This is a genomic window from Terriglobus roseus (genome assembly GCF_900105625.1).
Classification (GTDB): Bacteria; Acidobacteriota; Terriglobia; order Terriglobales; family Acidobacteriaceae; genus Terriglobus; species Terriglobus roseus_B.
Map to the genome: position 1 here is coordinate 2,538,080 of NZ_FNSD01000001.1, position 14,380 is coordinate 2,552,459.

Annotated in this window: 9 protein-coding genes; 7 read left to right on the forward strand and 2 right to left on the reverse strand. The window is 61.0% G+C overall.

The genetic code is table 11. The features are described from left to right. Nucleotides 1-13: 13 nt before the first annotated feature. On the reverse strand, nucleotides 14-3,403 hold the full coding sequence (locus BLW03_RS10495) for a TonB-dependent receptor (protein WP_074655930.1): 3,390 nt from the start codon (nucleotides 3,401-3,403) through the stop codon (nucleotides 14-16). 299 nt (nucleotides 3,404-3,702) lie between these two features. On the opposite strand from BLW03_RS10495, the gene obgE reads away from it, so the two are divergent. From obgE to BLW03_RS10520, 5 genes are all read left to right on the forward strand, one after another. Then, nucleotides 3,703-4,806 (forward strand): GTPase ObgE, encoded by a 1,104-nt coding sequence (obgE, locus tag BLW03_RS10500; RefSeq protein WP_074653890.1) that lies wholly within the window; start codon nucleotides 3,703-3,705, stop codon nucleotides 4,804-4,806. A gap of 114 nt (nucleotides 4,807-4,920) precedes the next feature. Continuing rightward, nucleotides 4,921-5,703 (forward strand): c-type cytochrome, encoded by a 783-nt coding sequence (locus tag BLW03_RS10505; protein ID WP_212733177.1) that lies wholly within the window; start codon nucleotides 4,921-4,923, stop codon nucleotides 5,701-5,703. Nucleotides 5,704-5,725: 22 nt separating this feature from the next. Then, nucleotides 5,726-7,333: an acido-empty-quinoprotein group A gene (locus BLW03_RS10510; protein ID WP_244502040.1), complete on the forward strand. Its 1,608-nt coding sequence runs from the start codon at nucleotides 5,726-5,728 to the stop codon at nucleotides 7,331-7,333. Between the two features lie 18 nt (nucleotides 7,334-7,351). Next, complete coding sequence (locus BLW03_RS10515; protein WP_074653894.1) at nucleotides 7,352-7,870, forward strand: hypothetical protein; 519 nt, start codon at nucleotides 7,352-7,354, stop codon at nucleotides 7,868-7,870. 12 nt (nucleotides 7,871-7,882) lie between these two features. After that, entirely contained in the window at nucleotides 7,883-9,070 is a 1,188-nt protein-coding gene (locus tag BLW03_RS10520) for a cation:proton antiporter (RefSeq protein ID WP_244502041.1), read from the forward strand. 71 nt (nucleotides 9,071-9,141) lie between these two features. Here BLW03_RS10520 and BLW03_RS10525 read toward each other — a convergent pair whose 3' ends face one another. Beyond that, nucleotides 9,142-11,835: a M16 family metallopeptidase gene (locus BLW03_RS10525; RefSeq protein WP_083350464.1), complete on the reverse strand. Its 2,694-nt coding sequence runs from the start codon at nucleotides 11,833-11,835 to the stop codon at nucleotides 9,142-9,144. A 131-nt stretch (nucleotides 11,836-11,966) separates the two neighbouring features. Here BLW03_RS10525 and BLW03_RS10530 point away from each other — a divergent pair, with 131 nt between their 5' ends. Both BLW03_RS10530 and BLW03_RS10535 read left to right on the forward strand, forming a co-directional pair. Continuing rightward, entirely contained in the window at nucleotides 11,967-12,869 is a 903-nt protein-coding gene (locus tag BLW03_RS10530; RefSeq protein ID WP_074653897.1) for a beta-1,6-N-acetylglucosaminyltransferase, read from the forward strand. After that, nucleotides 12,866-14,380, forward strand: coding sequence for a lipopolysaccharide biosynthesis protein (locus BLW03_RS10535; RefSeq protein WP_074653899.1), 1,515 nt, complete (start codon nucleotides 12,866-12,868; stop codon nucleotides 14,378-14,380). The genes BLW03_RS10530 and BLW03_RS10535 overlap by 4 nt, the downstream gene beginning before the upstream one ends.

The following is a 14,380-nucleotide window of genomic DNA, read 5'->3' on the forward strand; positions in this document are numbered from 1 at the left end:
CAAGCGTAGCGCGTTAGAAGTGGAAGCGAGCTCCCACCTGTACCTGGCGCGGGCTATAGGACAGGTTGCTGTTGACCGACGTGCGTGTTCCAAAGGAAGGGCCGTAGGTCAACGTGTTGGCCGTCGCGCTGGTGGCCAGCGTGTACCCAGTGGTCGTGACAGCCGTGGTGTTGTAGTGGTTGGCAATGTTGAAGCTTTCGATCAGCAACTCGAAGTTCATGTTGTCGCGAAGATCGAAGCGCTTGGAGACACGCAGGTCCGCCACCATGGTGCGGGGCAGCTTGTACGTGTTGCGGCCGATGTTTGCGATGCGGAAGGCGCCGTTAGAGCCGTTGATGCCGCCGCCAATGGCGCTGAGGGTTGCGCCGTTGTCACCGAGCGCCGTGGTCGGCGTGCCGCTGGAGGCCAGCGAGTACGGCAGACCGCTCTGACCGGCAAAGCTGGGCGAGATCTCCCACGAGTTCAACGCATAACCCACGGGGCCATGGAAGTACTTGGGCGTCTGGTAGACAGCGTAGGCAACGATACGGTGCGGCACGTTGTTATCCGAGTTGCCGTAGTCAGCAGCCGGGTTCAACGGGTCCGTGTAGGCATTGGCGCTGGTGAACGTGGTGGCGTTCACACCGTTATCCAGTGCGTGAGCGTAGGTATAGTTCACGTTGAAGGACAGGCCGCTGGTGAACTGGTGCTTTGCTTCCACGATCACTGCGTTATAGCTGGAGCTGGCGTTGCTGACGATGGCTGTCACCGCACCAAAGACCGGGTTGGGTCGCTGGCTGGAGGCGTACGCGTTGGGTCCGTTGACGCCCGCAGCCACGGTCGCCGCAGCGCCTTTGGCGTAGAAGCGCGTCGTGACCTTGCTGCCGTTTGCGAGTGGTCCCTTCCCCGTTGAGTCCGCAACGGTGTAGGTCACGGTCGTGGAGGGTGTGGGGAGGTTCGCGTCGACAAAGTTCGGCATCTCGCGGCCAAGCGCGCCGATATAGCTGGCGCCCAGGGTCGTGTGCCAGCCGAGATCGCGCTGGATCGAGAGATCAAACTGCTGGCTGTAAGGGTTCTGGAAGCCAGGGTTGAAGTACGTCGAAGCTGGTGCGGCGCCTGCCGTTCCAACGCTGCCGATGACCGCCGGGAAGGACGGTGCGCCAGCCTGCGTGGAGGTGTAGTTGAACGTCAACTGCGACAGCGGAATGCCGGCGGCGTTCTGCACAGCGTTGCCCGTGCTGGTGAGCGCGCTGTAGATGGTGGAGTTGCTGGTGCGGCCGAAGAAGATGCCGTAACCACCACGAACCGACGTACGGCCATTGCCGAACGGATCCCAGGCAAACCCGACACGCGGTGCGATGTTGTTCTTATCCGAGGGCATCACGCCGGTTGCCGCAATGGCATTCGCGCCAAAGTTGCCGCCTGTAACCGGCAGACCGGGATACGTCGGCGGGAAGAGCTGCAACTCGTAACGCAGTCCATAGGTGATGCTGAGGTTGCGGGTCGCCTTCCACTCATCCTGCGCGAAGATGCCGATATCGTGCGTGACGAAGTCGAATGCCAGCGGACCGAAAGCCTGCTGGTAAGACGAGTAGTTCTTCGCCTTAGCGACCAGCGCGGGGTTTGCGCTGGAGCCGTTCAACAGATCGCCCAGGTATGCGCCGACGGTGGTGTAGCTGTAGCTGCCGTACTGGCTGCGCAGGTTCTGGCTCAGGTCGTAGGTATGGATGTAATCCATACCGAACTTCACGTTGTGCGAACCATGCGTCCAGTTCGCCGTTTCCGCTACCTGCCAGCGACGTTCATCGGGATACCTGGGACGCTGCAGGAACGTCTGCGTGCCGAAGTTAAAGCCGTTGGTGATGAAGACGTTGGGCGGCAGTCCGAACGGGTTGGTATACGTGCCGCCACGCGAGGTGAGGATGTTGCTCTGCTCGTATGGTGTGGCAGGTGTCTGGGCGAACTCGTACTCGAAGTCGTGACCGTACTGGTAACGGATCTGGTTGACGAGGTTGTTCGTGATGACGGTGTCGAGTTTGGCGATGCCGAAGGTCAGCTTGACGAAGTCGTCTCCGAACGAACGCGTGCCGTAGGTGTTGGTGGCCTGCGTCTGGATGCCGGCAGGCGATGCCCAGTTGAGGCGATTGACCTCGAACGCAACGTGGTTGCGACCGTTGATCTGCCAGTCGATCTTCGGGAACAGGATGTTCTGGTCACCCGTACGGGGCACGGCGCCCAGCATGCTGTTCAGACCGGTAAGGCCGCTGTTGTACAGGGGAACTGCCGCAGCGTATTGGCTGTAGCTCCCCAGGTAGTTAAACGCCAGGGTGCAATTGCTGGCGTCCACTGCGGATGGCGCTGCTGCGCCGGTGGATACGCCGCAGGTCTTGCCGGCGGGCAGTGCCGCGTCGGGCGTGGCGAAGAACGTTGCTGGACTGGACGCAACTCCGGTGCCCGGGAAGTTGCGCTTGAACTTATCGATGGCCAGGAAGAAGAACAGCTTGTCCTTGATGATGGGACCGCCAACGCCGCCGCCGTACTGCTTACGCCAATCCTTGGGCTTGATGACCTGTGTCGTCGGGCCTGCTGCGGTGATGGTGGTGAGCTGTGTGGTCGGGCTCTTGCTGCCCCATTCCGCGTCACGGTCACGGAAGTACAGGTCGCCGTGGAAGGCGTTGGTGCCGCTCTTCGTGATGGAGTTCACGACACCGCCGACTGCGCGGCCATATTCCACCGTGTAGTTCGAGGTGTTGACCTGGAATTCCTGGATGGAGCTCTGCGCGGTGGAGTAACCGGCGCGCGTACGTCCGCGCTCTTCCGAGAAGAAAGCCTGATTATCGTCAGCACCGTCGATGGTGATGTTGTTCTGCAGAACGCTCTGGCCGCGGAAGCTCAACAGGCCAAAGCCGTCCGAGTTCGCGACCACGCCGGGGGTAAGCGCGGCATAGCTGGACCAGCGGTAGTTGTTCACTGGCAGGTTGCCGAGAATCTGACTGTCGATAACCGTGTTGAAGTCCGGTGAGGTAGTGTTAATCGCCGGGATTTCGCTGGTGACCGTGACTTCCGTAGTCGTACCGGCAGCGGACAGGCTCGGGTCGACGTTAGTCAGCAAGCCGACCTGAACGACAACTGCCGTGGACTTGTAGGCGCCAAAACCGGGTGCACTGGTTTCAATGGTGTAGCTGCCCGGCTGCAGGTGCAGCGCGCGGAAATAGCCCTGGTCGTCGGTCTTGACCGTCTGGGAGGCGTTGGTGCCATTGTTGGTGACGGTGATCTGCGCGTTTGGCACGATGGCGCCGGTTGCGTCGTGAACCGTACCGCCGACTGCACCGTCTACGGCGCTCTGCGCCAGAGCGACTGTCGAAGCAGCACTGGCCAGGACGGCTGCCAGGGCGAGGCTTCGCATCATTTTGTTCTGCATCATGTAGGTCTCCTGAAGTTTCACTGCTCGTGCTCTGCGGCACTTCGAACTTTGCTTTGTATCCGGGGTATAGGGTGGTGCGCGATGCCTGCCGGTGCACTTCCAGCTTGGCATCCTTCCGTCAACGTCGCGTGAACGGAATCGGAACGGCTTACCAGCCTTTTGTAGGTATTGGCCGGATTATCTCAGGGCTCGACCACCCTTTGCAGGAAAGTTGCAGTTTTGCGAGCCATGAAGCAGTTGAAAACCTCAATTTGACCCTGCGACACCCCTTGCGGCGCTAAACTAGAGAAAGGGCCAAAATGTTCATCGACGAAGCACGAATCCGGATCAAGGCAGGCGACGGCGGCAACGGCTGCATGGCGTTCCGCCGCGAAAAGTTTGTCCCAAGGGGCGGACCGTCAGGCGGTGACGGCGGCCACGGCGGCGACATCCTGATGCGTTCGTCCGAAAAGCACAACACGCTGGTGCACTTCCGCTTTAACCCGGAGCATAAGGCGCAGCGCGGCATTCACGGCGAAGGCAGCAACATGAGCGGCGCCAGTGGCGAGCACACTATTCTGAGTGTGCCGCTGGGTACCGTCGTCTACGACGAAGACACCGGCGACATCGTCCATGACTTTCAGTACCCCGATGAGCAGATCGTGGTGGCACGCGGCGGCCGTGGCGGACGCGGCAACCAGCACTTTGCCACACCAACCCATCAGGCTCCGCGTGAGCATGAGCTGGGCCGGCCCGGCGAGGCACGCAACCTGCGCCTGGAGCTGAAGCTGCTCGCCGACGTGGGTCTGCTTGGCTACCCGAATGTGGGCAAATCCACGCTGATCTCTCGCCTGAGTGCGGCCAAGCCAAAGATTGCGAACTACGCGTTCACCACGCTGGAACCGAATCTTGGCGTTGTGAAAGTTGGCGACTTCCCGCACGAGCAGTCTTTCGTGATCGCGGACATGCCGGGACTCATCGAAGGCGCAAGCCAGGGCGCTGGCCTCGGTATCCAGTTTCTGCGGCACATTGAACGCACGTCAGTCCTCGCGCACCTTGTGGACGTCTCCGACGGCAGCGGTCGCGAAGATCCGGTGGAAGATTTCAAAATCATCGCGGGTGAACTGAAGGAATTTGGCCACGGGCTGGACAAGAAGCCTGTGCTGGTCGTCGCGGCAAAGATGGACGCGGTGAATCCGGACAAGCTGAAGAAGCTGCAGGCATTCGCAAAGCGTCGCAAGCTACCCTTCTTCGCGCTTTCCTCCGTAACCGGCGAAGGCATTGAAGCGCTGAAGTTTGCGCTGGGAAAGGCCGTGCAGGATTATCGCAGCGGCATCCCGGTCGCACCGCCACCGCCGCCACCCGCCAAGAAGCACAAGAGTCCCTATCCGGCACCGCTGGCCAGCAAGAAATCCTCGCGCTAGCTGCCGCGTCACCAGCAGGTCGCAGCGATTGAGAGAACCTCGGTTTCCCTCTTGCTGCGACAAAGCTGCACCAAACAAGGCAAGCGTGGTCCGACCTCTGGTACAAAGGTTGCCGTGATTCTTTTGGCTCCCAAATTGTTGTGGGTGGGGTTGGTCGCGACATGCCTGCCTGTTGCCATGCTGGCTCAGGAGAGTGCGCGAGCGACGCCTGCTGCTCTGCAAAAAGAGAACGTGGTGCGTGGGCAGGCGGTATTTGTGCAGAACTGCGCGGCCTGTCACGGTACCGGCGCCAATGGCGGCGTGGGCCCGAACCTGCTGACATCGGTCGTGGTGCGGCATGACACCGCCGGCGAAGAGATCGGCAAAGTGGTTCACGAGGGCCGTATGGATAAGGGCATGCCCGCCTTCCCGAAGATCACCGACGCCCAGGTGAGCGACATTGCTGCATTCCTGCACGCGAAGATACTGCTTGCGTCGCGCGGCTCTGCGCTGAGCGGGGCCACCATGAATGCCAGCGGCCTGATGGGCGGCAACGCTGCGGCGGGCAAACAATTTTTTGGGGCGAAATGCGCTGCATGCCATAGCGCAACGGGCGATCTTTCCGGAGTAGCGAAGAAGCACGATCCGGCCGAGCTGCAGACCGCAATGCTGATGCCGAAGGCCGGTCCGTTGACCGGATCTGTGACGGCAGAGGGCAAGACCTTCAACGGCACCTTTGTTCATCGGGACGAGTTCACCGTGACCCTGCGTACTGCCGACGGCACACCCCACACCTGGATGACGCACCGCGTCACCATCAAGGCAGACGATCCGCTCAAGGGCCACCGTGACCTGCTGCCGACTTACACCGACAAGGACATGCATGACGTCTTCGCGTACCTGGAAACGCTGCGCTAGCGTGGCGGCTGGAGTCTCCACCTTGGCTGGAAGAAGGCACGAAGCCGGGTTCCCCGCCTTCTCGAAGCTAAGGTGGGTTTGCGGCCTTATCGTTGTCGGGACGTCGGTTGCCCTCTCCGCACAGACAAAGGCCGCTACGCCGCAGAGCATTCCCAGCGTTGGCGATCAGTGGACGACCTACAACGGTGACGCGAGTGGCCGGCGCTTCAGTACGTTGTCGCAGATCAACAGCACGAACGTGAAGAATCTGGCGCTGGCTTGGGCCTTTCCTACGCGCGGACTTGTCATCAAGGGCACGCCACTGGTCATCGACGGGGTGATGTACCTGACCTCACCGGATAAGGCGTGGGCGATTGACGCGGCTACCGGTGTGCAGCTTTGGGCATGGAACCGGCCCAGCGAGGGAAATCACATTGCAAACCGCGGTGTGGCATATCTAAACGGCAAGGTGTACCTGGGCACACCGGACGCGCACCTGATCTGCCTGGATGCGAAGACGGGCAAACAGTTGTGGGATGTGGTCGTCGCCGATTCGAAATTCAGTTACTACACTGCCGTAGCGCCGCTTGCCGTGAACGGCAAGATCATCGTTGGCACCAGCGGCGACCAGGCCGATATTCCCCATTTCCTTGAGGCATTTGATCCGGACAACGGCAAAGTTGTGTGGCGGCTGGACACGATCCCCAAGGCAGGCGAACCCGGCGCAGAAACGTGGCCGGATGAGGCTTCGCGCAAGCAGGGCGGCGGTCCTCTGTGGGTGACGGGCACATACGATCCGGCGTTGAACCTGATGTACTGGGGCACGGGCAATCCGCACCCCGTGCTTGCGGGCGATGTGCGCAAAGGCGCTAACCTTTACACCTGCTCGATCCTTGCGATCGATCCGGACACCGGCAAGATCAAGTGGTTCTATCAGCCGAGTCCGCATGACACGCACGACTGGGATGCGGTGGAGACTCCGGTGCTCTTTGACGGAGTCTTCAACGGCAAACCGCGCAAGATGCTTGCGCACGCCAGCCGCAACGGCTATTTCTTCGTGCTGGACCGGGAGACGGGGGAGCATCTGCTCACCTCGCAGTTTGTTGCCACCGATTGGGCGAAGGGCCTGGATGCAAAGGGTCAGCCGATCAGCGATCCAGCGAAGGAGTCGCGACCATCCGGATCACTGGTGCACAGCGTGGGTAACGGCAGCACCAACTGGATGCCGCCAAGCTTCGATCCCCAGACAAGCCTGTTCTACGTGAACGGCGAAGAGGGTTGGAGCTTCTGGTACTCCGACCTGGACGCGCAGGGCAAGCCGGAGGATCACCAGGGTGGCGGTGCGACGTCTCTGCTGGAAAACACCGTTCTGCTGGCGATGGATTACAAGACGGGCAAGGAAGTCTGGCGCAGGCCCGCGGGCGATTCGCGAGTGCTGGCCGGCATCCTGACCACGGCCGGGCACTTGCTGTTCAGCGGTGACGCACTGGGGAATCTCTTCGCGCTGGATCCCGCGACAGGCAAGACACTTTGGCACACGCGGCCCGGAGCAAACCTGGGCAATGGGCCCATCACCTACTCGGTGGATGGCAAGCAGTATGTTGCGATGAGCGCTGCGGATACGCTGTATGTCTTCGCCCTGCCCGAGTGACCGCACTAGACTGAAGGCATGACGCCGGAGCCAAGATGGGTGCCGATCTACGATGCTGCCGCGCGACCTTCATCGTGGAACGAGCGCATGTCTGAGGGCGAGTATGCCGTTCACTTTTCGCAGTCTTTTGGTGACGTCGACGCTCGAAGCTGTGCCGTCCTACCGTCGCTGACAGAGGCAGAGAGCTTCGCGCGAAAGCAGGTGGCGTCTCATCCCACATTGTTGTCCCGGGTCTTTGATCATCAGGGGTTCATCGGCGCTCCGGCAGCGGAGTTTGCCGGCAAAGGATACAGGGGACACAACGACATCACGCCGCGCTTCCGCCGATGGGTCGGATCACTGCTCTTCTTTGGCGGATCGATCCTCTTCGTGACGGACTGGGTCGCGAACTTCCGCTTTGACTGGCCGTCCGTGCTGGGCAGCCGTCTGATGATTCCGGGCCTGATTCTTCTGGTGACCGAGGCGCTGGTGATGCTGCACAACCGGCGCAAGCTCGCCGGTCTGCAGTACGGCAGTACTGCGGCGGCGAAGCGCTAAATGCTGCTCGCAATGGCCATCGTTTTAGTTGTCACGCTGCTGTGCGGTCGCGTCGCGCAGCGGCTTGGACAAGCACGCGTCATTGGCGAGATGGCCGGTGGCATCCTGCTGGGCCCCTCGCTGCTGGGACGTCTTGCACCAGCGGTTGCGGCGTGCATCTTCACACCGTCAGTGCTGTCTTCCTTCGAAGTGCTGAGCAGCGTTGGACTGGTGCTGTACCTCTTCCTTATCGGCACGGAGATGGATCTGGGCCACCTGAGAAAGCAGCGCGCGACCGCGAGCATGACCAGCCTGTGCAGCATTGCGCTGCCGTTCGCGCTGGCGTTGCTGCTGGCCGCTCCGCTGCGCGTGCGTTTCCCTGCGGCCGATGTCAGCGGACTGGCGTTTGCACTGTTTCTTGGGGTCGCAATGAGCATCACGGCGTTCCCGGTGCTTGCGCGGATACTGGAAGAAAGGCGTCTGACCCGAACGCCGCTGGGTGCGACAGCGTTGCTCTCAGCCGCAGTGGACGATGTCGCCGCATGGACGCTGCTGGCCGTTGCGCTTGCACTTTTGCCCCATGCGTCCGCAGGGCTGGGCGTGGGCACCCGGCTGCTGTGGCTTGGCGCTTACTTGCTCGTGATGGCCTGCGGTGCCACGCTGACCCGTCGTCTGACAGGTGGGCGCGCCGCCCTCTCACTCTCCGTCACGGGACTGGGCATGGCCGTCGCAGTCGCACTGCTGTCCGCGTATGTCACGGACGCAATCGGCGTTCATCCACTCTTTGGAGCGTTCCTGGCGGGTGTCTGTTTCCCGAGAGTGGCACAGTGGCAGCAGGATCTGCGTGAACGGCTGGACATGACGGTCTCCACCGTTCTGCTGCCGTTCTTCTTCGCGCTGACTGGCATGCGGACACGGCTTGATCTGTTGAACTCTCCGCGTGTCTGGCTTTGGACTGCGGTGATTCTTGGCATTGCCGTTGCAGGAAAAGTGGGTGGCGCGGTGCTGGGTGCTCGCATCGGCGGCGGGCCGTGGCGCGCATCGCTGGCGCTGGGCGCGCTGCTGAACACGCGTGGGCTGGTGGAGCTGATTGTGCTGAATATCGCGCGGAACGCCGGTGTCTTCTCGCCTACGCTGTTCACGATGCTTGTTGTAATGGCGCTGGCGACGACGGCGATGACGACGCCGTTGCTCAATGCGCTCCGCGTGCGCGGAAAATAGCAGCGCCGGGCACGCCCCATTCATGCGCAAGGACGCGCATGAATGGGGTACCCGTCATTCGATAGAGAGGACTACTGTGGCGCGGGGCCACGTACGACCTGCACCAGGTCGTCAACGCGTAGCTGGCGATTGAAGGCCGCCTTCACGTCGTCGGCGGTCAACCGCAGATAGGTCTTGGCGGCGTTGTCCTGTTCATTCAGGGGCAGACCGAGCTGGGCCCGCGCGAGCAGCGCTCCAGCAACCGCCTCTTCACTGGACTCCTGCAGTTGCAGGCCGCGCAGGAGTAGCGACTTGGCCAGCGCCAGTTCAGCGGGTGTGACGTTGTCAGTGCGCATGCTGTTCAGGTCCCGTTCCACAAGCTGGCGCGCCTTGGAGACGTTAGCCGGCTCGGAGCCATAGTCCACGGTGTAGGTAGACCGCGTCTTGGTCGCGCGAAGGTTCACATCCACCGTGTAGACATAGCCCGCGACCTGGCGCAGGTCGTGGTAGAGCCGGCTCGCGTAGAAGCCACCACCCAGCACGTAGGTACCAAGCTGCATTGGGTAGTAGTCCGGGCTGAACCGGTTGATCTGCAACTCCTCCGAGAGCGTGACAGAGTCCTGCACGGCCTGCGGGTCGCCGACGTTGGCGGCGGTTGCCTTATTCGGCGGTACGGGCGGCAGGTCGACCGCCGGCTTCGGTCCAGAAGAAGTCCATCCGGCAAAAGCCTTTTCGATCTGGGCACGTGCTTCGGCAGGCGTGATGTCGCCCACGATGACGATGGTTGTCAGGTCAGGCCGGAAGGCTGCGGCGCGATAGGCCTTCACATCGTCCAGCGTTAGCCCCATGATGGTGGCGGGGGTCTGGTCGCGCAGCGATGGATCGTCCTTTGGCAGCAAAGCCTCGCTGAGAGCGCGATGTGTGCGATAGGCGGGCGACTTGAGCTGCCCCGCGGTCAGGTCGGCGGTCTGCTTCTGAACAACCGGGAAGGCATCTGCCGGCAGGCCGGGGTGAAGCTGGTTGTCCGCAAGCAACTCAATGCCACGTGCAAAGTGGTCTTTCAGTACTTTGAGGCTGAAGGTCAGTCCCGAACCTTCGGTGGCGCCGATGTCATCGAGCGCCTTCTGGAAGGCGACGCGATCCAGCGTGGTGGAACCGTAGCCGTAGAGCTCTTCAAGCACATCCGCCACACCTTCCTTCCCCTTCGGCGTATCGAGGTCCTCGTTGTGCTGAACGGAGCCGGTGAGCGTGACGGTGGGGCTGGTTCGGTCGGTTCTGACAATCAGTCGCAGGCCGTTGGGGAGCGTCTCATCGCTTGGCAACGTTGCGGGGCGGGGCAGGCGAAGCGCTTCCAGCGGCTTCGCGGCCCACTCGGGCAGCTCGACTGCCTTGGTGGGCGATGCGGTCAGCTTCTCACCGCCACCGAAGCCTTCTGCGGCTACCGCAGCGCCGCTGGGTACGGGCTTCAGCGTTGCCGTGATCGTGTTCACGCCGAGCAGATACTGTTTTGCAACGCGATTCACGTCCGCAACGGTGACCTTCTTGATCGCCTCGGAATCCTCGTCGGGCGACGTGCGTCCCTCCGCCGCGAGCGACTGCGACCATGCCGTTGCAAGCCCTGGAATTGAGTTACGACGGAAGGCGGCGTCGGTTAGTTCGCTGCGTTTGGAAGCCTCGACCAGGTCGGCAGGAATGCCCTTGTGCGCGTAGTTTTCGATGATGCCACGCAGTTCGTTCAAGGCCGGAGCGGCGTCTCCTTCGCTTGGCACCGCAACGAGACCGAAGCCGAGGCTGGCTTTTGCGTAACTGCCGGCCATGCCGAATTGTGCTCCCAGCGCCTTGCCTGCAGGCACCATCGCGTAGATGTCGCCGCGCTGGCTGCTGAGCACATCCGCAAGCACCTGCGATGCCGCGTAGTCCTTCGATTCAGTCCCCGGAAGGCGATAGCCAATGACCGCCAGCGTGTAAGGGAGATTGCTGTCAAGTGTGAAGGTATCGTTCTTTACCGGCCCTAGTTTGATTGCCGGACGAGCAGGCACGGGCCGCTTTGCAATGCTGCCGAAGTGTTGGCGTACCTGGGCCAGTGTGGCGGCAGGGTCCACGTCTCCAACAATGACAAGGATGCTATTCGCAGGCGAGTACCACTGGTCGTAAAACTTGCGGAGATCGGCGCCGGTGGTTTTATCAAAGCTGGGCTTGGATCCAAGCGCATCGTGCGCGTAGGGCGTACCGGCAAACATGCCCTCGTTAAGGCGCGTGATGAGCTTGTAAGTTGGCGAGGAGAGATCGCGCTGCACCTCCTGCTCGATGGCGCCGCGTTCCTGGTTCCACTCCGCATCGGAGTTGTCGATGCCCTGCATGCACGCAGCCTCGGCGCGCAACGCTACTTCAACATCGGTCGACGGCACCGTTGCATAGAACTGCGTCACATTGCCCTGTGTATCGGCATTGTTGTCGCCGCCCAACCGTGCATAGATGGCCGCGGTCTGATCAGCGGTCATGCCGGTGCAGCCGCGGAAGGCCATGTGTTCCAGCGCGTGCGCTGTGCCGGGGAAGCCCACAGGTGTCTCGTTGCCACCTGCCAGGATGTTGAGCTCGACTGTAGCGACAGGAGCCAGCGTGTTGCGGACGACCACGACCTTCAGGCCGTTGGGCAGTGTCTCACGCGTGACGTTGGCATCGGCAGCAGCAGATCCGCGCACAGGCGAGGGCTTCTGCGCGACGGCGTATGGGGCGGTGAACACAAGACTGGCGACAACGGCAGCAGAGGCAAGCGAACGCAACATGTGGCGAAGACTCCTGAAACTTAGACTGTAATCAATTGCGAATGCAGTTGACGGCCCACTCGAAGTTTTCCGCCGAATCTGGAGCTTCGCTTTGTATCCGGCGCAAAAAGGCCGACTGTTATAGTTTCCGCATGTCCACACCACGCATAGCCTTCCTTATCCTTGCGCATCAGGATCCGGAGCACCTGGAAAGGCTGTGCGGCAGGCTGGGCGGTCATGGCATTTTTGTCCACGTCGATGGCCGGGCAACGCAGTTTCCGTTAAAACGCATTGCGGCGTGTGCCAGGGTAACAATCGTGCCGCGCAGTAACGTGCACTGGGGCGATTTTTCCATGGTTGAAGCGACGCTGACGCTGCTGCATTCCGCGCGTGCGCAGGGTCCTTTCGATCGTTACGTCCTGCTTTCGGGTGCCTGCTATCCCATGCAACCCATCGAACGACTGGAAGCTGCACTCACAACGGACCCCCACAAAGAATGGATCTCACTGACTCCGATCGCGATTGGCTCCCATCTGCAGACGATGATCGGCCGACGCTGGCGCATGGCGCCGCTTCTGGCGAACAAGTCGCTGGACAAGAAGCTTCGCGCCGTATGGAACAAGTTGAGCAAGATGGCGGGCCGAAATCTCTCCTCAGAGTTGAACGCGAAACCGTACTTCGGCAACCAGTTCTGGGGGCTGAGCGACGCCTGCGTGCAGCACATACTCTCCGTGGCGGATAGTGACCCCGCATACCGTCGCGCCTATGCCAGCGTGTACGCGCCGGACGAACACTTCTTCCATACCATTGTCGGCAACTCCAAGTTTGCGGAAAACGGCATTGCCGTGCCGGACCAGGGAGCAGCAACCAATCTGCAGACGCCTTTGCACATCGTGGCGACTACTGGCGAACGGTACTTTGCTGCGGCTGACAACACCGCCGTCTCCGTTGCCGCCAGCGGAAAGTTTTTTCTCCGCAAGGTTTCAACGGAGCGAAGCGCTGCACTCTTAGACCGCATTGATTCTGAACTTCTGATGGTCTCTGCAACCCGATGAAACTCAAGAGACTCTTTCAAATTCTGCTCGCCACGTTCCTCAGCCAGGGCGTTACTGTAATTTCGCAGTTGCTGGTGCCACCGTTCTTTTTGCGCTATTACGGCGGCGTCTCCGTCTATGGCGAATGGCTTGCCCTGAGCGCCTCTGTGAACTACCTGGGGATGCTGAATTACGGCATCCAGACCTACGCGAATAATGAGATGACGATCCTGCACAGCGCCGGAGATACCAGCGGTGCGAAGGCTGTGCAGGCAAACGCTCTGCGGCTGTTGCTGGGAATCATCGCGTGTTTTGGAACGGTTGGTGCGCTGGTCTTTCTGATTCCCGTCACAAGCTGGCTGAAACTGCATCACGTGACGCCGGCTGGCGCACAGCTCGCGCTGTATCTGCTAATTCTGCAGATCGCGGTGAATATGCTGTTCTCGCTGCTGACGAACGGCTACATGATGGTGGGCCTGCCGCACGTGGGCAACCACATGGCCAGCGGGCAACGGCTGCTTTCCACCTTTGCCACGGCGTTTGCGATCTATCAACACGCGTCCTTCGCGGTACTCGCAGGCGTGCAGCTTGGTTCACTGCTGATCTTCTCGCTGGTGGTGCTGATCCATGTGAGAGTTGTTGTGCCTGTACTGATGCCGAACCTTCGCTATGGCAACTGGAAAGGCGTGACAGCTATCCTGCGGCCCAGCGGCCACTTTGGCCTCATCTCCATTGGTGGCTTCCTCACGTGGTCGATGCCTGTGCTGCTCATTCAGCGCACGCTCGGTGCAGAAGTGACGGGTATCTTCGGACTTGTCCGCACAGTCTTCCAGATGTCCCGGCAGATCCTGATGATCGCCAGTGGCACCATCTCCCAGGACATCACCGAGATGTGGGGACGCAAGGAATGGGTACAGTTGCGCAGACTCTACGACCTGTCGGAGCGCGTTGTCCTGTTTCTTATCCCGGTTGTTACGGTAGGCACACTGCTTCTGTCGCCGCTGCTGTTCACCGTGTGGCTGCATAAGCGCAGCATGTATCAGCCGGAGCTGTGCTTTCTGATGGCAGTCATCTCTGGTGTGCTTGGCATCAAGGAACACAAGACACAGTTCCAAAGCTCCTCAAACGAGCACGACAAGCTGAGCTGGATCATCGTGATTGGCTATTCTGTGATGCTGCTCGCAGCACTCGCTCCGATTCACTACTTCGGACTGGTTGGTTACCTGGTCACTTGGCTGATATGGGAGATCATTCAGACGGGCCTGGTCCTGCGACTCAACGAACGCCTGTTCCCGGAAGAGTACCGCGTGGAGACAAGGCCGCTGATCAAGCTGGCGATCTTCACCTTGGTAGCGTTTGCAGCGGCTGCTTATCCCGCCGTTCTGGAACAGCGGTTGTCACTGCCTGCTGGCATTGGACTGGCCGCCGCAGTGATGCTGGTGCTGGGCGCGGCGGCGTACAAAGTCTTTGGTTTGGACGATGTTGCGAACCTGCTGCGATCACGTATGAAGCCGCGCGCAGTCGCCGCTTAG

Coding starts and splice junctions, on each gene's coding strand:
- BLW03_RS10495 (WP_074655930.1), bottom strand. CDS start 3,403: ATGATGCAGAACAAAATGATGCGAAGCCTCGCCCTGGCAGCCGTCCTG.
- obgE (WP_074653890.1), top strand. CDS start 3,703: ATGTTCATCGACGAAGCACGAATCCGGATCAAGGCAGGCGACGGCGGC.
- BLW03_RS10515 (WP_074653894.1), top strand. CDS start 7,352: ATGACGCCGGAGCCAAGATGGGTGCCGATCTACGATGCTGCCGCGCGA.
- BLW03_RS10520 (WP_244502041.1), top strand. CDS start 7,883: ATGGCCATCGTTTTAGTTGTCACGCTGCTGTGCGGTCGCGTCGCGCAG.
- BLW03_RS10525 (WP_083350464.1), bottom strand. CDS start 11,835: ATGTTGCGTTCGCTTGCCTCTGCTGCCGTTGTCGCCAGTCTTGTGTTC.
- BLW03_RS10530 (WP_074653897.1), top strand. CDS start 11,967: ATGTCCACACCACGCATAGCCTTCCTTATCCTTGCGCATCAGGATCCG.
- BLW03_RS10535 (WP_074653899.1), top strand. CDS start 12,866: ATGAAACTCAAGAGACTCTTTCAAATTCTGCTCGCCACGTTCCTCAGC.